This window comes from Mesorhizobium sp. M1004, assembly GCF_040318795.1.
GTDB lineage: Bacteria > Pseudomonadota > Alphaproteobacteria > Rhizobiales > Rhizobiaceae > Mesorhizobium.
Genome location: NZ_JAMYNB010000005.1, coordinates 19,064 through 39,554, shown reverse-complemented (window position 1 = coordinate 39,554; position 20,491 = coordinate 19,064). Strand labels below are relative to the sequence as shown.

Genomic DNA, 20,491 nt, shown 5'->3' with positions numbered 1-20,491 from the left:
CGCCTTCGACTGCTGGCAAAGCGAGAGGGTCACTCCTCGGCATTAGTGGTAGTGTGGGGAGAGTGTGGCGCTACCTCCTTTGCCTTTCTTGCCGACAGCCTCCGAGATTGGGAAAGTGTCAGAGTCGAGCAAATCAAAACAATGATCGTCATGACAAACGCCTTAGAGAAGCAGTCACATCTCGCGCCCCCGATTTGGGGCCAGCCATCGATGCCGATGGCAGTCGACAACCGGCCGGTCATGCATGTTGTTTCCGCCCCAGACCATGAAAATGGCGGGGCGTTGTGGATGGATCTGCCGCCCACCCTTAGGGCAGGCTCGACTAATCCTCCTGTCGGAGGTCTCTTGAAGCGAATGCTCGATTTGATTATAGCGGTCACGGCGCTTGTCGGGGCCGCGCCGGTGATGATCGTCGTTGCTATGTTAATCAGGATGACGACAGGAGGCCCGGCGGTGTTCTCGCACAGCCGGGTCGGCTTCGGCGGGAAGCCGTTCAATTGCTACAAATTCCGTTCGATGGTCGCCGATTCGGAAGACGTTCTGAAAGCCTATCTCGAAGCCAATCCTCATATGAGAATGGAGTGGGAGAAGACCCACAAGATAAAGGACGACCCCCGCGTGACATTCCTCGGGCGAATGCTGCGAAAGTCGAGCCTCGATGAACTCCCACAGCTCTATAACATCATTCGCGGCGATATGAGCTGCGTGGGGCCAAGGCCCATCGTGAAGGAGGAACTCGAGCGTTACGGCGACCACGTAGGTGAATATCTTCGCATGAGGCCGGGACTGACCGGTTTGTGGCAGGTGAGCGGAAGAAGCAGCGTGGATTATGCCACGCGCGTAGCGCTGGATAGCCAGTATGTTCGGAACTGGTCGGTCTGGTTCGACATCGTGATCCTGTTCAGGACTGTCTTCGCGGTGATGCGCTTCGACAGGGCTTGCTGAAGTCCGGACATATCACCCCCCGGTTTGCGTCCAACGGACGGAGAGAAACAGCCCTACTGTGTATGCGCCTGCCAATACAAATGCCAGGATCAGGAATTTCAAGACGGTCACATGGCCCGGAAATCCAAATCCGTTCCAGGCGAAGCTTCCAATGAGGAGCAGTGCGGTCGCCGCGATAAGGGCGGGAGCCTTGAACCACAGCCCCATCAGAACGCCTGCAGCCGCTAGGGCTATTATAGTCATGAGCACCGAAATCTCCAGGGCACCCGCAGGACGGATCAGCTCACTGCGGCAGAGGGTTCCGTCCGGGGCCTCAGGGCCCAGGGTGCTCACTGATATGCGGCCTCAAAGATCATGGCAAGTGGCCGGATGGCATTGCGTAGATGGTCAGCTTATGGGTTGAGCCTTGCCTCTGCCTCTTGTTCGGGAACGGTTTCGGCGAGCCAAGGTTACAGTGCCCAATACCTCATGCCATCATGCGTCCGCGATCGGGAGCGTCGAGCATTGGTTTCGGGGTTGATTTGATCAGCGAGCCGGATCAGTAGACCTGGCGCAATCGGAGACTTGATCAATTGATGCCCTGGATCGGGACCGTTTCGGCCTGAAGGCCACCGCCTGCCGGGAGGATAGCCAAACCTGACTCCGGCGACGGGATCTCGACTTTCACTGTGTCGCCGGGTTCGATTGGTGTCGTTTCCTCGGCCGGGAGTTCCGCAGTGCTGCTATCCGTCGTCCTAACGATCTTGAAGACAGGCTTGGCACTTTCGGAGCGTTGCCTGAGGGCGAGCAAGGCGGGGACTGCTATCTCGGTTTCGTGGAGCAACTGCACCGCGGTATCGGCTTTGCTGGTTACTTCATTGAGCTGCATCTGCGTCTCCCGCAAACTTTCAGCGACTTCACTGGCATGACGGTTGCCGAGGTCGAGAATCTCTATGTCCGTCTTGCTAATCTCCTGCCTCACGCGCAAGAGCGAGGTCTCGGCAGCCAGTCTGTCCCCCTGCATTTGCGCAACCGTCCCCTCCAGGGAAAGCTCGCGCGGTGCAACTGCCAGCCCCTTCGCGACAAGCGTCGAAACGCTCGCGAGTTCCTTCTGAACCAACTCGATCTGTTTGTCGTGGAACGTCAGTTGCTGCCCAAGGGAGTCCAGTTCCTTTTCCAGAAACTCTCTGAGATCGTTCAGCGAGCGGAGCTGTGTGGTCAGCGCATCCTTGCGGATGGCAAAAATCCTCCGCTCCTGGTCCATTGTCGACGCGACTGTTTGGTTGGAAGCCCTAACCTTTAATTCCGCAGGAAAAGAGATTTCGTCGCTGCTGGCCAGTTCGGCCTCAAGGCGCGCCTTGCGGCCAAGAAGGCTGACGTTGTTCAGCGCCAGTAGGCCCACCTCGCCCTGGCCCGAGATGACTTCCCGCCCGAGCCTCGATATGTCGTCCTCGCGTATTGGCAAACCGCCCGCGATCCCCACCGCCTGCAGCACGGTCAGCCCGGGCCGATAAGGAAATTCCCCAGGGGCCTTGACATTGCCGACGATGTAAAACGGTCTGTACTGCACGATCTCGACGGCGACATCCGGCTGGCGGCCGAGACCCATCTTCTGCATCAACCGATCGCCGATGGCGCGTGCGAGATCACCGGGAGCGGTGCCCTGCGCGCGTATCTGCCCGACAAACGGAAGGAACAGGGTCCCGTCGGCGCCCACCACGAAAGCGTCGTTGAGAGACGTCCATTCGAAAATCACATCACGTGATGCTCGCCATTCATAAACCTTGAGCCTGACCTTGTCTTGAGGTCCGAGGAGATACTCGGCGGCCGCCGAAGGCTGGAGGCCGGCGGTCGCCGCAGCGAGTGAAGCAGACGCCATCGTCAAAAACCATCTGCGCATTGTCTTTCCCGTCGTCAAAGTTTCAAGATGTACTCGGGTTCGATTCGTCCAATGGCCGCGTGCAAGATGGCGAGCAGGTTACCCCTGAGCCTGCCCCGTCGGTCGACATACGGCTCGGGCCAAGGGCTATTTGCCACGTTGGCCGCAATATTCCTGAGCATAAGGGGAAGCGCGAAAGAGGCCGGCACGGACCCCTTCCTGATCAGATAGATCGCATTCGCAACCTGGGAGTAGCCTAATCGGGTTCCGCTGACGCGACCTGTCTTGATACCTAGATGGACTCCCGTGATCGAGGTCACGCAGACGACACGCCCTTTGGATCTCATTTGGCTGGTGAAGTCGATGTCTTCCTGCCAGCCATATAGCACGAGGCGCTCGTCGAAACGCAAATCACCCACAAGCGAGGAACGGAGGGACATGTTGCATCCGTATGCACCCACATGGTCAACCACAGAGGGTCCAACATCTCTGATGCCCTCGGCTGCCCGCAAAGCGGCTTCGGCATCTTCCCAGGTGAGGCCAGCATTGGTGGCCCCATCTCTGACGACCCTGCCCATCACCACCGCCCATCCGTCATTTGCCATAAAAGCTTCTTCGATCTGCTTCAGGTATTCGGCCGATGGGACGAAATCGTCGTCGAAGAACGTGATGATGTCGAAACGCGCCAGCGACGGTGCAAGAGCCGTGTTCCGCTGGGCGGCCAACCCCTTCGGCCCGAAAACACACGATACAGGAAAGGAGCAGTCTCCCGGCAATTCGACATGCGTCGCGTCGGGCGCCGACAATATGACTTCGTCGGGAAGTCTCTGCTGGCCACGCAAATAGCCAAGCAGGCGCGCGACCTGCCCGGGGCGGCCAAGGGTTGGGATAATCACTGCGAGTCTCATGCCTGGTCCATGTTCGGCGTTCCCGACGCTACAACGGCGAACAGACCTGGACAGCCTGCATAAAAGACTAGGGACAACCGTGGTCTACCTCAGAACATAGGCTTTTGGCGTATTCCGGGTGCAAGTCCCACAACCATAAGCATTAGGCCGTCCCGCGCCCCGGGCAATCTGTAACCGATCGGACAACTTGCAGGAGCCGTGACATGGAAAGGAGACTGTCGGGATGAGGATTGCTGGCTTGAGGCAAGAGGGGAACCATGCTCCAGGAACGTTCTTCCGACCTGGCAATCGCCGCCAAGGTCAATTTGCCAATCGAGAAGTTGCCGCCCGCGCTCGGGAGCGTCGACAAATACGCAAGAATAGCGGTCGTCCACGACTGGTGCCCAAATTTCCGGGGAGGAGAGCGGGTTCTAGCGCAAATCTGCAAGCAGTTTCCGAACGCCGAAGTCTTCACGCTTTTCGATTTCTTGCCCGCGGAGGTTAAGGAGCAATATTTCAGGGACGTGGAATTCCATACGTCGGCGGCCAACCGTATCCCCATGGTGCGGAAATTCTACCGGTCTCTCTTCTTCTTTTGTCCCTTCCTGATCGAGCAGTTCGATGTGACAGGTTACGACGCGGTCATCTCATCTTCGGCCGCATTTTCGCGCGGCGTGATCACGAGGCCGGATCAGCCGCATCTATGTTACGTGCACAGCCCAGTCCGCTATGCCTGGGACGAGCAGTTCTCGTATCTTCAGCAGGGAAATCTGGGCTTCGGTCCCAAGGGAATGCTCTATCGTTACATGCTGCACCGGCTGAGGACGTGGGATACCAGGACCGCGCATGGTCCTGACCTGATGCTGGCGAATTCGAATTATGTCCGCTCCCGGATCCAGCACATCTACGGGCGGGACGCACGAGTCGTTTTCCCGCCCGTCTCTCTGGCGGAACTGCCATGTGTGGAGGACAAGGATGACTACTACGTCTCGGCATCTTTCCTGGCCCCGTACAAGCGCACCGACCTGGTCATCAGGGCCTTCAACGAAATGCCGTCGCGGCGGCTGGTTGTCGTTGGCGAAGGACAGCAATCCGCCAGCTTGCGATCGCTGGCTGGGTCCAACATCACGTTTTCCGGCTTCCTACCCCGCAAAGAATACGTTGATACGCTGGCGCGGGCAAAGGCCATGGTCTTCGCTGGCTGCGAGGACTTCGGCATTGCGTTGGCCGAAGCGCAAGCCTGTGGAACGCCGCTGATCGCATTCGGCCGTGGCGGGGCGGTTGATATAGTGCAACGCCTGGGATCATCCCACGAGCCGACAGGCGTACTGTTCAAGGCCCAGACCGTCGATCACCTCAAGCAGGCTGTCGAACGATTCGAACAAAACAGCCATGCCATAGCGCCCAGCGCCTGCGCCAAGAATGCCGGACGCTTTTCTGAGGAGAACTTCGACAGCGCTATCCTGGAATCGGTGCGCGCCGTCCAGGTCCTTCACGAGATCATGTGAATTCGCGAGCCCTGACGACTTTTTATTTCCATGTCGACGCCGTCTGCGGCCGCCATCGCCTCGAGATAACGCAGGCCCGTCGCCCTCCAGCTGTATGCCGCGGCTCTCGCCCTACCCTTGCTTATCATCTGCCCCCGCAGGGATCGAGAACTGCGAAGCTGCACGAAACTGTTGAACCATGCGTCCTGGTCGTCAGGGGATGCAAACAGCGCTGCATTGCCGCAGACTTCAGGCAGGCTGGCGCGGTCGGAAACCACCACAGGACAGCCGATGGCCATTGCCTCTAGCGCGGGAAGGCCGAAGCCCTCCGTGAGGGAGGGGAAAGCCAGGCATAACGAGTCCGCGAGAAGGGCGGCCAACTCGCCATCGGCAATGCGCCCGAGCCAATGGATGTTCTGGGCGTTGGCGCTGGTTGCACCTGACCTGTAAACCCGCGTATCAGAGATCCCAACGATCGCGATCCTGAGCCCCGCTTCAGCAAGGCGGTCAGCCATGTTCAGGACAAGTCTCATATTCTTATGAGGTGCGGCACTGCCGATCATGACGATGGTTTCCGGCGATGCCGCCAGTCGTGTCCTGATCGAGTGTTCAGGCGCCCATCGCAAGGCATGCTCATGGCCGTTGGGGGCTACGAAGGCCCGTTGCGCGGGGATGACACCGCGGCGGACCAGCTCGCCCAGCGAGTAATCGGAAACGGTCGAAATGCCCCATGCCGTCTTGCCGAGGTATGGCAACAACGTTCTGTAGAAGTTCCTGAAGGCACGGGAATAGCTCTGTGGCGCATTCCAGACGTTTGCGTCATGAATGCAAACGATGTGCTTACGGGAAAGCAGCGGTCCGGTATTGCAGAGGCTGAGCAGACCGCCGCCCTCGAGAGCGAAGGGAAGTCGCGCCTGTTCCCAAACATGCCCGACCGCGCCGCCGATTTCGCGGCGTTCGACGGAAAAGAGGGGGAAGTTCGCGGATCCAGGTGGACAGAGCAGCTGGACGTGAAGGTCGCGAGCGAGTGGCACCCGCTCTTGAATCAAATTGTCCAGCGAACGGACGACCTCACGCGCATAACGTTGGACGCCCGTTGTCGCCTGGGAAAGAAAGCGCCCGTTGATCGTCCAGCGTCGTGCCATGCCATTACCTTTGAGACGTTCAGTTTGAGCGGCGAAACGTGCGCGGTCACTACGGCCATTAGGTCATCTCGGTGGAGAGGGGGTCATCCGGCTAGGCGAGGGCGGCGCAATACCTACCTCAAACGTTTGGGGGCCTTGCACCGCCGACAATGTTAATCTGAGCACGGGTGTGGGTGGACCGGAGAGGGATATGGGGAATTTCGAATTCGAGGCGACGGAATCGCCGTCACCAACGCAGTTGAATGGTCACGCCGGAAAGCTGTTGGCAGGATCGCTTGGCGAAGACTCCAAATACCTGGTCGGAAAATCTGAGCAAAGGTCGGCGGATCAAGAGGGGGCGAGGCGGCGCTGGACGATAAACGGAGACTTCACGACGCTTCGCCATAACGGAGTAGCCCGTTATGCTCGCGAGGTGACCATGGCTCTCGACGCCCTTATTTCGGAAGGGCATCCTCTTGGTCGCGATCTGGAAATCGATCTTGTGATCCCACTTCCGCTTGCCGAACCCTTTCCCCTCAATTCCATCAGCGTACGGATCGTTCCGGAATTCAACAGGCCACGACTTCCGCAATTTTGGGTGCAGGCGCAGTTGCCCTGGCACGTGCCCGGGGGATTGCTGAGTTTCTGCAACCTCGCTCCCGTCATGCTGAGGCGACAGATCGCATGCATCCATGACATGCACACCAGGCTGATGCCGTCGAGCTATGCGCGCGGCTTCCGCTGGGCACACCGCCTCCTTCTTCCAGCGCTCGGCAGGCGCGCTGCTCGCATCACAACGGTCTCGCAACTGGCGCGGAGTCACCTCATCAAATTCGGGATAGCACGAGAGGAAAATATCGTTGTCACCTACAACGGCAGCGACCATGCTAAGAGGTGGGATGCCAGGAAATCGTCACTGGCCGTCGACAGGGGTAGGCCATATGTCCTTTGCCTTGGCAGGAATGATCTAGAATACAAGAACATGGAGCTTCTTGCCAGACTCGCCCCGGTTCTCGACGGGATGGGCCTCGACCTCTGGATGCCCGGCGACGTCGACGAGACCACGATCCTGCGCCACGTCCAACAACTGCCAGCAAACATCGTTCTTCTTGGGCGGATCGCTGACGACGATTTCAAGAAGGCGCTCGAAGGTGCCCTGTGCTTCCTGTTCCCCTCTCGGATCGAGGGCTTTGGCCTGCCCGCCGTAGAAGCGATGGCATCGGGCTGCCCCGTCGTGGCCTCAACCTCGCCGTGTCTGCCCGAAATATGCGAGGATTCGGCGCTCTACGCCGACCCCGACGATGTCAATGCATGGGCCGAAGCCATCCGCCGCCTGATGACGGATCCTAGCCTGCGGGAGGGGTTTGTGACCAAGGGACACCGCAGGGCTCATAGCTATTCCTGGCGGTGGATCGCCTGGAAATACCTCGAGCTGATGGTTCAGGTCGATGCTGATTTCGGAGAATTCGACAGTTGAACGGTTGCGATCTTGGAACAAGCCCCTCTGAAGAAGTCAACCTTTCTGGATCCTTCCAAGTCGGAGGAAATTGGCGTTGCTCTCAGAGGAGGTCTCTCCCAGAAGCAACGCCTCAGCCAAAAAGGGGTGTCTCGCAACCCATAAGTTGAAGCGCGGAAACGAGGGTATGATTCTAGGGTGTTGGCGATCGAAACCGATCGCAAAGACCGAATTAACGCCTGAACTTCTGTTATCGAAAATTGAGAGCGAACGCTTCGTTATGCAGTCTCAGAATGCGCAAGTTGGAACCGTGCTTGAACCCTACGAGCATCATCGCGCCAAGGACAGCACGGGGCATCCAACTGCAACGAGTGGCAGGCGATTGCGGATCGCTCTAATAGGGCAGTTCGGTGTTGGAAATTTTGGCAATGACGGTTCGCTCGAGGCGATGATTGGCACGCTTCGGCGAATCTGCCCCGAAGCTGAGCTTGCTGTAATCTGCACATCGCCCGAATCCGTCAAGAAAGTCTTCGGGATAGAAACCATCAAGCTGACGCGGCCAGATATCAAGGCGCGTTGGCTCAATCGGGCGAACCGCACCCTGGGTCGGGCTCCGTACAAGATGTTGGGACCGGTCCGAGCCTTTCTCAAGCTCCGTGGCTTTCATGCCGTCCTGCTACCCGGAACCGGTGCGTTCGATGATTTCGGCGACACACCATTTGGCATGCCCTACCTTTTTGCCAAATGGTTGCTGATGGCGAGGTTGCGTGGCTGCGTGGTCGCATTTGCGAGCATTGGAGCCGGGCCTGCTTACCATCCCCTCAGTCGTGTGTTCTTTGCCTGGGCCGCGCGCTGCGCATCATACCGTTCGTTTCGGGACGGAATTTCGCGCGATTTCGTCCGATCCCTCGGCGTCAATGTCGCAAGCGATCGGACTTTCCCCGATCTTGCTTTTGGCCTCGCAGTTCCACCGGTCGAGCGCGAGATATCGGCAGCCACCGTCGTTGGCGTGGGCGTCATGAACTACCGAGGCCGCACGGGCGGAAGCGCATTGATCTACAACGCATATATTTCCAAGCTCGGGGAGTTTGTCGCACGCATCGTGATGCGGGGCTTTGCCGTTCGACTTATCCTCGGCCAGGACAATGACGAGGTGGCGGTGGTCGATGTCATCGAACAACTTCGGGGCCTCCTATCTGATGCTGATTTGGCAGGAGTCGTCTACACCCGGTCTGCATCGCTTCATGACGTTATGGCGCAAATGCAGATGACCGACGTTGTCGTCGCGACTCGATTTCACAATGTCGTCTGTGCCCTGCGGGTGGGTCTTCCAGTCATATCTCTGGGATACCTCGAAAAGCATGATGCTCTTGCGGCCGATACCGGTCTGTCGGACTTTTGCACCAGCGTAGAAACCTTCAGCGTAGAATGGCTCGAGTCGCGGCTGGATGCACTCCTGGCGGAAAAGGAATTGCGAGCGCGGCAGGTGCGCGAAACCGTACTGCGATACAGGCAACAGCTTGAGGATCAGGAAGTTCTCCTGCGAACACAGGTGTTTGCCCGTGCAGTGTCTCGCCCAGTGATGTTGACCTGAGTCCGCATGGGCGAGGCACGGATCCGCGGATGCAAACCGAATTAGGTTACCGTCTCGAGAAGTTTCTAGGCCCAACAACTTTGCGAAGGCTGATCCATGCCACTGATCGACATTGTGATTCCAAATTTCTGCTACGGGCGCTACTTGCCCCAGGCTGTCGCAAGTATCGTGCGGCAGCAGGTGGAAGACATCAGGATTCTGATCGTCGACAATGCTTCCACAGATGACAGTGTCGACGTTGCAAAGAGTCTGGCCAAGCGGGACAAGCGCATAAAAGTCATCGCACGTGAGAGAAATCTCGGCCTGCATGCATCGTGCAACGAAGGTGTAGACTGGGCTGGATCGAAGTATTTTGCCATAGTTTGTGCCGACGATCTTCTTGTTGAGGGTGGTTTTCAGCGCGCCCTCTCGGTCCTCGAAAAAGAACACGACGTTTCCTTTGCGTGCGGAGCCGAGTTGGTTTGGCATGAGGCGTCACCCTTCCCGGTCGTGGAGAATTCGGGCGTCGGCGACTGGCGATTTCTGTTGACGGAATCGTTCGCTTTGGAGCGGTCCCTTCCAAGCAAGGTTCTTTTCGGGGGTGGCGCAGCGCTCATCAGAACCTCCGATCTCAAACGGGTCGGCCATTTCAGGTCGGAGATAGCCTACAGCGAGGACTTGGAGATGTTCTTGCGGCTTTCGCTCAATCGCAGGGCGGCGGTAACAAACGCGATCCATGGAATAAGGAGGGTGCACGGCGCGAATCTGTCGGCGGTGTTCTGGCAAGACTTCAAGCGCGACATTGTCGAGAAGAAGCTCACATTCGATAGCTTCTTTTCGCACGAAGCAGCCTGCATGCCTGGGGCGGAACACCTACGGCGAAGCGTCTATCGAAACCTCGGCAAGCGGGCATACTGGTCTGGTCTATCGCACATCGCCCGCGGCCAGCGGGCAGCTGGTTTTGATCTCCTGCGGTTTGCGACGGAACTCTCGCCCAGCCTGGCCTACGTCCCGCCGATCGACTACTTGGTCCGTCTGCCTAATCCAGTAGCCCACATCCGATCGCGCCTTGCGGAGGCGTGGAGCCGACATTGGTAGCGACGCAGCAGGCAGGTAGCCCCGTCCCAGAGCACACTTCGGGTCGTAAAGCCCCGTTTCATCCGCGCGGAGGATAACCCATGACCGGAAAGCGCATCGGTGTCATTTACCTGACCGACGGCAGGCGCGACGACCTGACCTATGCCAGCGCCGTGGCATTGGGGTTGAGCCATGCGCGAGAGATAGACATCCATATCGTTCAATCCGGATTCCGCTCGGCTCCACCACCGGCGGTGCTCGGGGTGCTCCAGGCGAGGGGCCATCGTCTGGCGACCCACACCCTTTCAACCGCCGGCCGGGGTTTGCCCGGTCATGGCCATATAACATCGACGGCATATGAAAAAATCGAAGCCATCGCCACGGTTTCGGGCGAACATGATGTCGTCTGCTACCTTGACAATGATACGCTCGTCATGCGGCCCCTTGATCTGGCAGATGCCGCCCCGAAAACACAACCTCTGGCGGCCGTGCCTGACTTGTCCATATCCACGGGTTTCGACAATCCCGCATTTTTCGAAAATTGCGAAAAGCACGGGCTGGAGCGGCGCTACTTCAACTCCGGGCTGATTATCCTGAACGTCTCCCGATGGATTTGCTCGGGAATTCCTGAACGCTACGATTCCCTCATCCAGACACATGCGGAGTTTTGTCCCTATTGGAACGGGTCATGCATCCACATCGACCAATGCGCCTTGAACATTGCCGCCAATCGGAGGTGGGAGACGCTGCCTGTGGAATTCAATGTGCAGAAGTCGGCATTCCAGACGAGTTATTGGGATCGGGCATTGATCCGGCACTACACGGGACCGGAAAAATTCCTCCCGGCGAGCGCGCACCGTATCGACAGCAAGGAGCGGTCCGTGCTCGGCCGCATTGCGCGTGAGTGCGGGGAACTCGGTCTGGAGATTCCGCCGCCCTATTTGACCTTGCCGTACTGGGCCAATCGAGTGCGTAGGAGTGCCGAGCGAAACAAGATTTCGCGGCTGATTGACCAATTTCTGGCAGTATGATGTGTTCCGTCCCTATCGGCAGTACCCGGGTGGCGAGACTGCGTCTCGCGTGCCGGGAGCTGCCGATCAACCCACTGAAACCCGCGCACGTCGGAGTGCAGGGGAAATCTTGATGATCTCGTTAAGGAGAGGATGTCGCGTGATGATCAATCCGGCTGCCCATCCCCCCAACGCCAAGCATCCCGCTATGATGGCTTCCATGGTGGAAAGATAGAATCCGGAACCGGATACCCCGATGGCTGCCAGGGGTGGGACCGCGCTCGCAAAAGCGACGACGGCGCTTTTCCACAACGCCGCGGCGATGTCCCTGCGGCTCAGTCCCAGCCTGCGTCGCACGAAGCTGAGGGCAAGATATGCCTGGAACGGAACGGTCATCAACAGGCACCAGGCCGCTGCCTGCAATCCGCCGAAGACAATGGCCAGGGAGAGGAGAATGCCTGAAAACGGGAAGACGATCAGCGCCCGGATGAACAAGTCGCGGATCGCTCCCATGGCTACCATTACCGGGTAATTGAGTTCGAAACTGAAGGAAAAAAGCAGCGCGATCGCGACGATTTGGACCAGCGGCGCGACCTCGGTCCACTGGTGACCGAGCACGATGTCGACGGTCGGGTACGCCAGAACCGACAGCACCAGGAGCGCCGGCCAGTGAAGCGCGGTGATAAGGGAAAGGGCGGAAAGATATGGACGTTTCAAATCCCTGCCTTGCCTGGCCTCGGCCGAGAAGGCGGGCAGTACGACCGCTATCGCACCTCCGATGACTAGCTTGTCGGGTATCTGCCCGATCCAGAGCGTCCTGCTGAACAGGGCTGCTGCATTCGGCGACACGAAGCGGCCCAGGAGGAGCAGCGGAAGGGCGTCAAACATGCGGAAAAGTATTGCGATAGCACCGTTGTATCCCCCGAATGAGATCATCCCGCGCCAGTTGGCCAGGGATGGCCTGAACATCCAGAAATGGGGGCAGAGCGCGAAGGCGAGGCCCGCTGCAATACCACTGCCGATCAGCCAAGCCCAAGCGAAGCTCATGTAGCTGAAGCCTGCCAATGCCAGTCCAATCGTCGCTGCACAGTTTGTCACGGCTCCCGCTATGTCGATCGCTGCGATCTTGCCGAACCGCATTTCCCTCCGCAAGAGAGCGGTTATCAAGGTGAACGAGGCGTCGACGAAGAGGCAGACAGAGATGACCCTGAAATAGGGAACGAGGTTCGGCTCGTTGTAAAACGAGGCGAGAAATGGTGAAGCGGCGACGAGGGCGGCGGCAATGGAGCCGGTGAGGATGAACGTCACTGTAAAAGCGCCGCGAATATCCTCGCGGCTCAGTTCCTTGCGCTGGATGAGGAAGCTCGAACTGGAGAACTCCCTTATGGACAGGGCTATCGCCAAAATGGCCATGCCGATCACCGATACGCCGATCTCCTGGGGCGTCAAAATACGGGAGATGAAGGCTGCACTGATAAAGTTCATCACGAGCAAGACGTAGCGTTCCCCCACGCTCATCAACAGTGCGCGTTTGACCGAAAGCATAGATGTCCTTTCCCGGCGGCGCGGCCGCGTGCGCCACCATGGATAGTCCTTTAAACAGGGTGGAAGGTCAGGACGTCCAATAGGCTAGGGATGGACCACCGACTAAAGTGGTAGCAGAAAGACAGACCATCGAGTGCTCTGGCCGCGCCGCCCATCAGTCAGTTTGATCGGGCTGGTTAAAACCGGGCGCAAAAAAGTCCTAACCTTATCCACCGGAGGTATGCGTTGGAATTACCACAGGAGGCACCTAGGGTGCTCCATATTGTTCTGAATCCGGCGGAACGTGATGGACCAACAAAATCGCGACATATATGGACTTCAACTACTTCGCGCCATCGCCGCTTTTGGCGTCATCTTTCGCCACACGCTCGACATGTCGGATGGATCGGGCGTTGGGCGGTTCAGCCCCGCGTGGACGCGCTCATTTGGAGGAGCGGGAGTAGATCTGTTCTTTGTAATCAGCGGATTTATCATGGTGTACGTGAGTTTTCCGCCCAGCCGGTCTTCGGAATCTCCGTCACGTTTCTTCGTCAAGCGTTTAACGCGCATATTCCCGTTATATTGGATTTGCAGCGCTGCCATCGTGGCGATGTGCACAATAGGGTTCCTGAAGAACAAACATGTTGATTCGTACACGCTGATAAATTCCATATTTATTCTCCCGGGCGACAAGTTAGTATATGTTGCATGGACTCTTTCGTACGAGCTATATTTCTACATAATTTTTGCGGTTTGCCTAAATTTTAGGAAAAAGCTCCGAACCTCGATCTCGACGGTTTGCATTATGCTGGGCGGGATCCTGGTGGGCCACTTAATTCGGGATTCGACCTTCTCGGTTTTCATTTGCAGTCCGTTAGTGCTGGAATTTTGTTTTGGTATTGCTCTGGCTTTGTTGTTTTCTTCCGCCAAGAATTGGAACGTCCCGATCGCGCTGAGCGTTCTCGCGCTTCTAGTCATTGTTGTTGGTCCCATATTTGCGGACCAGACTGGTTCCATGTCCGAAGCTTTTCGGCTCGTCGTGTGGGGTTTTCCGGCAGCTGTGATAGTGGCTGCATTTCTGAAGCTCAAGCTACCGCACTCGAAAGCTGGACGTGCAGCAGTCCTGCTCGGTGATGCATCTTATGCGCTCTATTTGACCCATGTATTTGTCATGATCGCATATGGTTGGCTGATCAAGTCGACATTTGTCGGAGGAATGTCACAAGTCGGCTTCGTTCCCGCAGTTGTATTCTTATGCCTTATTGTCGGTGTAGTGGCACACATTTTTGTGGAAAGGCCAACTCTTCACTTCGTCCGCAAGCTCACGAGCCGCCAGCCAGGGCGCGGGCTTCTAGAGGCAAAAAATGTATCATTGTGAGTCGGGTCACTGGCGTTATGATCGTGTATAGCGGCGGATCGGGCCGCAAGGAATGTCAGGTTATCCGCAGGCCAACGGAACGACAGGGCAGACGCGACCTAGAACCGTTTCGCAAGGGTAGGCATCGACCTCCGAAAGGGGTAGGGCGAAGCCTCCGTTCACCCCTATTGGCAGATTGCGCCAAGCGGTGGCCCTCCCGACTATCGAGCCTGGATTTTTCACCGGGAGGCGAGTCTTGCCATGACCTTTCGTTTCAAAGCCGCCGCGGTTTTCCTGGTGGCGACAGCCGCGCCCGCTTGCGCCGACGTCCTATGGGGCGTGAATGGCCATCCAATAACTGCCTATCCGGGCATCGCCATTGAAAAGCAACTGGATTTCATCAAGGACCTTGGTCTGAAGTCTTACAGGGTCAACGTGACGGGCGAGGACGACGCAAATGTGCTTGCCGAACTCGTGGGCGCCGGAAAGGCAAGGGGGATCGAGATCCTGCCGGTCCTCACGCCGGCCATCGATCTGGACAAGGACAGTCCAGACGAGATCCATGCCAAGACTAGGAAATTGGCGATTGCCCTCGGCACAAGGTTCAAGGCCGATATCCGCGTTTGGGAACTTGGCAACGAGCTAGAGAACTTTGCCATCATAAAGCCGTGCGAGAACCGCGACGACGGTTCTAAGTATCCATGTGGATGGGGGCCTGGGGCGGGAACGGGAGCGCTAGACTACTATGGCCCGCGCTGGGTCAAGGTGAGTGCCGCGCTAAAGGGCCTGTCGGAAGGGATGACACGGGCCGATCCCGGCATCCGCAAGGCGATCGGCACCGCCGGATGGGGCCACACAGGCGCGTTCGCGCGGATGAAAGAGGACGGGATCGTTTGGGACATCTCGGTCTGGCACATGTATGGCGATGATCCGGAATGGGCTTTCCGCGAAATATCAGGCTACGGCAAGCCGATATGGGTGACAGAATTCAACAATCCCTATGGCAGTCAGCGCAGCGAGCGGCAGCAGGCCGACGGCATCAAGCAGACGATGGCGCGCCTTCGCCAACTCGGCGAGAAGTACAAGGTCGAGTCTGCGCAAATCTACGAACTGTTCGATGAAACCTACTGGGCACCCAGCTTCGAAGCCAATATGGGCCTAGTGCGGCTCATCGCGGCTTCCGACGGCAAATGGAGGATCGGCGAGCCAAAGCCTGCCTACAAGACGGTTCGTGACTTCACACGGGGCCCGCAGCCGCTGCCCAAGCCTAACCGCGAGTGCGATCCCGAGAGCACAGCCGCAAACAAGTCCGAATATGTCAGGCAGGCAGCCTTCGCTTACTGCCTCGTACTTCGACACGAGAGTGACGGTGCCAGCTTGGATCGGTGGTCGGCAGCGCTCGAGAGCGGGGAGAGCACACTCGCAGGCATAATCATAGAGATGATGCGCACGGACGATTTCGAGACCAGATATGCCACGATCGGCCTGACCGACCGCGCCTATATCAGTTTTCTTTACCTGCTGCTGCTGGACCGTCCCGCCGATGACTATGGGATGGAAACCTATGCCCGGCAATTGCGTGCCGGGACCATGAGACGTGAAGACGTGGCCTTGGGCATCATCAACTCAAGCGAGTTCAATGCCAAACACGCTGCCATTCGGGAAGTGTCCGTTGTGCCGAACCCGGGGTGAACGATGTCAGCACGGTGTGCACAGCGTCTTTTCTTGGCTGGCGCCCTTCTGGTCGCTGTGGCGACGGGAAGCCTGGCCTGCGGAAGCGAGATCGGAGCAAAATTCCCGCTTCGCGTCGAACCTGGAAAGCGCTACCCGGTCGATAGGGACGGCCATCCGTTCTTCATGCAAGGCGACTCGCCATGGTCGCTGATCGGCGACCTGACTGAAGAGGACGCGAATCTTTACCTGGAAGACCGCAAGGCGCGCGGGTTCAACACCGTGCTGGTCAACCTTCTCGAACACCGGTTCTCCCGAAACGCGCCTGCGAACGCATATGGCGCGAAGCCGTTCACCGACAACGGCGATTTCGTTGCTCCCAACGACGCGTATTTTGCTCATGCCGACCGCATTCTGCAGAAGGCATGCGACCTTGGATTCCTGGTGCTGCTCGCTCCGGCATATCTTGGATATGGTGGTGGCACAGATGGTTGGTATCAGGAAATGTCCGCGGCGGGAGGAGGTAGGCTTAACACCTTCGGCCACTTTATCGGGCGGCGCTACCGGCACTTCGACAACATCATGTGGGTTAATGGCGGCGACTACGACCCTGCTGACAAGGATCTCGTCAGGGCTCTTGCCAAGGGCATCATGGAAGAGGATCCCGATGCCCTCAGCACTGTGCACGGCGGTTCCGATACGGTGCCGCTCGATTTCTGGGGCCGCGAACCATGGCTTAAGGTAAACAACGTCTTCACATACGGCCCGGTCTATACGTCCGCGATCAGGGAGTACAATCTCAGCAGGGGCATGCCCTTCTTCCTTATGGAGACCGCCTACGAATTCGAATACGGCGCCGATGAGTATCGAATCCGAATTCAGGCCTACCAGGCGATCCTCTCGGGCGCTTTTGGCCACCTCTACGGCAACAACCCAATTTGGCATTTCGAGGGGCCTGGCCTGTTTCGGCCAACCATGGGGTGGAAGGAGGCTCTCGACAGTCCCGGCGCAAAAAGCATGGAGGTTCTTTTCGCTTTCTTTTCGTCGAGAAAGTGGTGGCTTCTTGAACCTGACAACAAGAACAGATTGCTGGTCGATGGCATGGGCAATGACATGGGCAGAGCAGTCGCCGCCACAGCAGGGGACGGCTCCTATGCCGTCGTCTACATGCCCACCAATGACGCCATCACCGTAAACCTTGCTCGGATTTCGGCGACTTCTGTCCGCGCCCTCTGGCGCGATCCCACGAGCGGGGAAGTGACGGAAGTCGAAGGCTCGCCCCTCAAGGCGCAGCGAACAGGTTTCAAGCCGCAGGAACTCAACAGCCGTGGATATAGGGACTGGATTTTGGAACTCATACCACAAAGCCCCGTGGCGCAAAGCCAATGAACGCGGACGGCGTGCGGCAACCCAAAGGTAGGCTGCGCCAACTCCTCCGGAAGGTGTAGACGAGCCCCACTGTAAAAGCGGTAGGCGGCGGCGACGCTTCCTCGAACAGGGCATGCTGGTCGTCCATTGGCGTTCTCCCCCATTCCTTCAAGGCCAAGTAGCTTCCTGGCGATCACTATCGGCTTGAGAAGAGGTGCGCGATGAAAGTCATGGTAACCGGCCATCAAGGCTATATCGGCTCGGTGATGGTGCCGATGCTGCTGCGTGCCGGGCATTCGGTGACGGGCTATGACAGCGATCTCTACCGGCGCTGCACCTTTGCAGCGGGGGGCGAGCGGGCTTCAATCGCGTGGATCCAAAAGGATGTCAGGGACGTGCACCCGCGCGACCTAGAAGGGTTCGATGCCGTCATACACCTTGCCGCTCTTTCCAATGATCCGCTCTCCGACCTTGATCCGGACATCACCTACGAAATCAACCATAAGGGCAGCGTCGGCTTCGCGAAGGCGGCCAAGGACGCCGGCGTGTCGCGCTTCCTGTTTGCCTCATCGTGCAGCAATTACGGACAGGCGGGCGACGGAATGGTCGACGAAACGGGCGAGCTGAATCCGGTCACGCCTTACGGCTGGTCCAAGGTGCTTTCCGAACGGGATATTTCCGAACTGGCTGACAGCAGCTTCTCTCCCACCTATTTCCGCCCCGCCACGGCCTACGGCCTCTCTCCCCGTCTCCGCTTCGATATCGTGCTGAACAATCTCGTCGCCTGGGCAGTCACCAAGGGCGTCATCCTGCTGAAGTCCGATGGAACGCCGTGGCGGCCGATCGTTCACATCGAGGACATTTCCAGGGCGTTTATTGCCGGGCTGGAAGCGCCCCGCGAGACCATTCACAACGAGGCCTTCAATGTGGGACGCACGGACCACAACTACAGGATCCGGGACATCGCCGAGATTGTCGCCGAGGTCGTACCGGATTGCCGGCTTGAGTTCGCGTCCGATGCCGGACCCGACAAGCGCTCCTATCGCGTCAACTTCGACAAGATCGCGCTTGTACTTCCTGCTTCCAAACCGCAATGGGATGCGCGCCAAGGGGCCGTGCAGCTCTACCATGCCTACCGAAAGTCGAATGTCACCCTCGAGGAATTCGAAGGGCCTCGCTTCCAGCGTATAGGTCACATCAGACATCTCCTGGCCAGTGGACTCCTGGACCAGCGGATGCGGGTCGCTGGAGCCTCTAAGACATTGGAGGCGGCGGCCGGATAAGCCGGATGAAACAGGTGAACCCCGAGGGGCTCAGCTCGCCGCCGCCAACCGGCGTCGGTGACGAAATCTATGCCCTGGTCCAACGTCTGTTTCCGATCTGCAGGAGCATTAGCGGAGACGGCGTGCGACAAACGCTGGACGTAATGTCAGGGCACATCGACTTGGAACGGCACGAAGTGCCGACAGGGACGCAGGTTTTCGATTGGACCATCCCCAAGGAATGGAACATCCGCTCGGCAAGCATCACAGGCCCGGACGGACAAACGGTGGTCGATTTTGCGGACTCCAACCTGCACATTGTCAACTACAGCTTGCCCTTCAAGGGGATCCTGCGGCTCGACGAATTGAGGCCACATATCCATACGCTGCCCGAACAGCCGCAGGTGATTCCCTACCGCACCTCCTACTACACCCCGACCTGGGGCTTCTGCGCCGCCCATGACCGTGTGGCCAACATGCCGGACGGTCTGTATCGGGTGGAGATCGATGCCGAACTCAAAGACGGAAGCCTCACCTACGGGGAATACCTGCACCGCGGGCAAACAGAACGGGAATTCCTGTTTTCAGCGCACATTTGCCATCCCTCACTCGCCAACGACAACTGTTCGAGCCTGGCCGTGCTGGCGGCGCTCGCGAGAAGTCTTAAGGGAAGGAGCACACGATACAGCTATCGTTTCCTATTCGCCCCGGGCACGATCGGTGCGCTTGCCTGGCTGTCGCGCAACGAGAACCGGACATGTCTCATCGACCACGGTCTGGTGCTGTCATGCGTTGGTGACGCAGGAAGCCCGGTATACAAGCGCAGCCGCCGCGGTGATGCCTTTATCGATCGCGCCATGGCACACGTGCTTGGGCGACAAGCGGGGGCAAAGTTGATGGATTTCTCGCCTTATGGCTATGACGAGAGGCAATACTGTTCGCCTGGCTTCAATCTTCCGGTCGGCATGTTCCAGCGGAGCGTCCACGGCACATTTCCCGAATACCATACGTCGGCCGACAATCTTGACTTCATCAGGCCGGAGCATCTCGAGGATTCCTTCCGCGTTCTCACGGACGTAATCGATATCGTCGAAGAGGACTGGACGCCGTTGAACCTTTTGCCGAAGGGGGAACCGCAACTCGGCAAGCGCGGCCTTTATGCAGCAGTGGGAGGGCAGAAGTCGTCGGGCGCAACCTCGATCTCGCTGCTATGGGTGCTAAACCTCGCCGACGGGCAGCATTCGCTTCTCTCCATGGCGGAGCGTTCGAACTTGCCGTTCAAGGAACTGGCGGCCTCCGCGAGACTACTATCGGAACATGGCCTTTTGTCAGCAGCCTCATGAGACCGATGCGTCGGTTCGTCGTCTGACAAGGGGCCAGGTCTTGTCCCTTTCCGACATTGCTGTCGGCATCAATGGCCAGCGGATCGAAAAGGTCGGGTCATTGTAGTGGACGCCCGTCGACGCGTTGGGCGTATAGAACTGCGATATGAGATACGAGACTTCGGTGCCATCTGTAAGGGTCTGCAGGCCGTGGGCGAATCCGGCAGGGATATAGACCTGCTTCATGTTTTCGGACGTCAGCTCGAAGCCAAGCCACTTGTGGCGTGTGGGCGAATTCGGACGCAGGTCCACGACGACGTCAAAAATCGCGCCGCGGACACAGGAGACCAGCTTGACCTCGGCGTAGGGCTCCTCTTGGTAGTGTAACCCCCTGAGAGTTCCCTTTTTGACCGAACAGGACCGGCTGTGCTGGACAAAGCGGGTCGCGAGACCGCAATCAGCCATCTCCTTTTCGCAGAAAAGACGGGTGAAAAAACCACGGTCATCAACCATCGGTGTAGGTTCAATCAGCCAGACACCTTGAAGCCCCGTTTCGGTAAACTGCATGCC

General features: G+C 58.2%; 16 protein-coding genes. 11 read left to right on the top strand and 5 right to left on the bottom strand.

Annotation, left to right across the window (positions count from 1 at the left end; genetic code table 11):
- Positions 1-141 precede the first annotated feature (141 nt).
- Positions 142-945 carry a sugar transferase gene (locus NKH54_RS11750; protein WP_353028267.1) on the top strand — a complete coding sequence of 268 codons (804 nt, stop codon included), beginning with the start codon at positions 142-144 and terminating at the stop codon, positions 943-945.
- A gap of 568 nt (positions 946-1,513) precedes the next feature.
- On the opposite strand, the gene NKH54_RS11745 is transcribed toward NKH54_RS11750, so the two are convergent.
- Positions 1,514-2,824, bottom strand: coding sequence for a polysaccharide biosynthesis/export family protein (locus tag NKH54_RS11745; RefSeq protein ID WP_084569915.1), 1,311 nt, complete (start codon positions 2,822-2,824; stop codon positions 1,514-1,516).
- Between the two features lie 14 nt (positions 2,825-2,838).
- Positions 2,839-3,711, bottom strand: coding sequence for a glycosyltransferase family 2 protein (locus NKH54_RS11740; protein WP_023730084.1), 873 nt, complete (start codon positions 3,709-3,711; stop codon positions 2,839-2,841).
- A 257-nt stretch (positions 3,712-3,968) separates the two neighbouring features.
- Between NKH54_RS11740 and NKH54_RS11735 the strand changes: the two genes are divergently transcribed.
- Positions 3,969-5,198: a glycosyltransferase gene (locus tag NKH54_RS11735; protein ID WP_353028266.1), complete on the top strand. Its 1,230-nt coding sequence runs from the start codon at positions 3,969-3,971 to the stop codon at positions 5,196-5,198.
- Here the strand turns inward: NKH54_RS11735 and NKH54_RS11730 are convergent.
- The gene (locus NKH54_RS11730) at positions 5,183-6,322 is read right to left on the bottom strand and encodes a glycosyltransferase family 4 protein (protein ID WP_353028265.1); all 1,140 of its coding nucleotides are present in this window, start codon (positions 6,320-6,322) and stop codon (positions 5,183-5,185) included. The genes NKH54_RS11735 and NKH54_RS11730 overlap by 16 nt on opposite strands.
- A 190-nt stretch (positions 6,323-6,512) precedes the next feature.
- Here NKH54_RS11730 and NKH54_RS11725 point away from each other — a divergent pair, with 190 nt between their 5' ends.
- The 4 genes from NKH54_RS11725 (at position 6,513) to NKH54_RS11710 (ending at position 11,438) form a co-directional block, all read left to right on the top strand.
- Entirely contained in the window at positions 6,513-7,778 is a 1,266-nt protein-coding gene (locus NKH54_RS11725; protein WP_023730081.1) for a glycosyltransferase family 4 protein, read from the top strand.
- A 259-nt stretch (positions 7,779-8,037) separates the two neighbouring features.
- Positions 8,038-9,351, top strand: coding sequence for a polysaccharide pyruvyl transferase family protein (locus NKH54_RS11720; protein WP_353028264.1), 1,314 nt, complete (start codon positions 8,038-8,040; stop codon positions 9,349-9,351).
- A gap of 96 nt (positions 9,352-9,447) precedes the next feature.
- On the top strand, positions 9,448-10,428 hold the full coding sequence (locus NKH54_RS11715; protein WP_353028263.1) for a glycosyltransferase family 2 protein: 981 nt from the start codon (positions 9,448-9,450) through the stop codon (positions 10,426-10,428).
- An 80-nt stretch (positions 10,429-10,508) separates the two neighbouring features.
- A complete protein-coding gene (locus tag NKH54_RS11710) occupies positions 10,509-11,438 on the top strand; it encodes a glycosyltransferase family 8 protein (protein ID WP_353028262.1) in 930 nt (309 codons plus the stop codon).
- Between the two features lie 66 nt (positions 11,439-11,504).
- Here the strand turns inward: NKH54_RS11710 and NKH54_RS11705 are convergent, their stop codons facing one another.
- Entirely contained in the window at positions 11,505-12,962 is a 1,458-nt protein-coding gene (locus NKH54_RS11705) for an oligosaccharide flippase family protein (RefSeq protein WP_353028261.1), read from the bottom strand.
- A gap of 286 nt (positions 12,963-13,248) precedes the next feature.
- Between NKH54_RS11705 and NKH54_RS11700 the strand changes: the two genes are divergently transcribed.
- From NKH54_RS11700 to NKH54_RS11680, 5 genes are all read left to right on the top strand, one after another.
- Positions 13,249-14,319 (top strand): acyltransferase family protein, encoded by a 1,071-nt coding sequence (locus NKH54_RS11700; protein ID WP_023730076.1) that lies wholly within the window; start codon positions 13,249-13,251, stop codon positions 14,317-14,319.
- A gap of 240 nt (positions 14,320-14,559) precedes the next feature.
- Positions 14,560-15,990: a DUF4214 domain-containing protein gene (locus NKH54_RS11695; RefSeq protein ID WP_023730075.1), complete on the top strand. Its 1,431-nt coding sequence runs from the start codon at positions 14,560-14,562 to the stop codon at positions 15,988-15,990.
- A 33-nt stretch (positions 15,991-16,023) separates the two neighbouring features.
- Complete coding sequence (locus NKH54_RS11690; protein ID WP_353028260.1) at positions 16,024-17,358, top strand: glycoside hydrolase family 140 protein; 1,335 nt, start codon at positions 16,024-16,026, stop codon at positions 17,356-17,358.
- 200 nt (positions 17,359-17,558) lie between these two features.
- Positions 17,559-18,620, top strand: coding sequence for an NAD-dependent epimerase/dehydratase family protein (locus tag NKH54_RS11685; RefSeq protein ID WP_023730074.1), 1,062 nt, complete (start codon positions 17,559-17,561; stop codon positions 18,618-18,620).
- Between the two features lie 5 nt (positions 18,621-18,625).
- Positions 18,626-19,942: a DUF4910 domain-containing protein gene (locus NKH54_RS11680; protein ID WP_353028258.1), complete on the top strand. Its 1,317-nt coding sequence runs from the start codon at positions 18,626-18,628 to the stop codon at positions 19,940-19,942.
- Here NKH54_RS11680 and rfbC read toward each other — a convergent pair.
- Positions 19,937-20,488, bottom strand: a complete 552-nt coding sequence (gene rfbC / locus NKH54_RS11675; RefSeq protein WP_023730072.1) for a dTDP-4-dehydrorhamnose 3,5-epimerase — start codon at positions 20,486-20,488, stop codon at positions 19,937-19,939. The two genes, NKH54_RS11680 and rfbC, sit on opposite strands and share 6 nt — an antisense overlap.
- Between the last annotated feature and the right edge of the window lie 3 nt (positions 20,489-20,491).

What these genes read in the sequence shown, in the direction of transcription:
- NKH54_RS11750 (WP_353028267.1), top strand. Translation starts at nt 142, where the DNA reads ATGATCGTCATGACAAACGCCTTAGAGAAGCAGTCACATCTCGCGCCC.
- NKH54_RS11745 (WP_084569915.1), bottom strand. Translation starts at nt 2,824, where the DNA reads ATGCGCAGATGGTTTTTGACGATGGCGTCTGCTTCACTCGCTGCGGCG.
- NKH54_RS11740 (WP_023730084.1), bottom strand. Translation starts at nt 3,711, where the DNA reads ATGAGACTCGCAGTGATTATCCCAACCCTTGGCCGCCCCGGGCAGGTC.
- NKH54_RS11735 (WP_353028266.1), top strand. Translation starts at nt 3,969, where the DNA reads ATGCTCCAGGAACGTTCTTCCGACCTGGCAATCGCCGCCAAGGTCAAT.
- NKH54_RS11730 (WP_353028265.1), bottom strand. Translation starts at nt 6,322, where the DNA reads ATGGCACGACGCTGGACGATCAACGGGCGCTTTCTTTCCCAGGCGACA.
- NKH54_RS11725 (WP_023730081.1), top strand. Translation starts at nt 6,513, where the DNA reads ATGGGGAATTTCGAATTCGAGGCGACGGAATCGCCGTCACCAACGCAG.
- NKH54_RS11720 (WP_353028264.1), top strand. Translation starts at nt 8,038, where the DNA reads ATGCAGTCTCAGAATGCGCAAGTTGGAACCGTGCTTGAACCCTACGAG.
- NKH54_RS11715 (WP_353028263.1), top strand. Translation starts at nt 9,448, where the DNA reads ATGCCACTGATCGACATTGTGATTCCAAATTTCTGCTACGGGCGCTAC.
- NKH54_RS11710 (WP_353028262.1), top strand. Translation starts at nt 10,509, where the DNA reads ATGACCGGAAAGCGCATCGGTGTCATTTACCTGACCGACGGCAGGCGC.
- NKH54_RS11705 (WP_353028261.1), bottom strand. Translation starts at nt 12,962, where the DNA reads ATGCTTTCGGTCAAACGCGCACTGTTGATGAGCGTGGGGGAACGCTAC.
- NKH54_RS11700 (WP_023730076.1), top strand. Translation starts at nt 13,249, where the DNA reads ATGGACCAACAAAATCGCGACATATATGGACTTCAACTACTTCGCGCC.
- NKH54_RS11695 (WP_023730075.1), top strand. Translation starts at nt 14,560, where the DNA reads ATGACCTTTCGTTTCAAAGCCGCCGCGGTTTTCCTGGTGGCGACAGCC.
- NKH54_RS11685 (WP_023730074.1), top strand. Translation starts at nt 17,559, where the DNA reads ATGAAAGTCATGGTAACCGGCCATCAAGGCTATATCGGCTCGGTGATG.
- NKH54_RS11680 (WP_353028258.1), top strand. Translation starts at nt 18,626, where the DNA reads ATGAAACAGGTGAACCCCGAGGGGCTCAGCTCGCCGCCGCCAACCGGC.
- rfbC (WP_023730072.1), bottom strand. Translation starts at nt 20,488, where the DNA reads ATGCAGTTTACCGAAACGGGGCTTCAAGGTGTCTGGCTGATTGAACCT.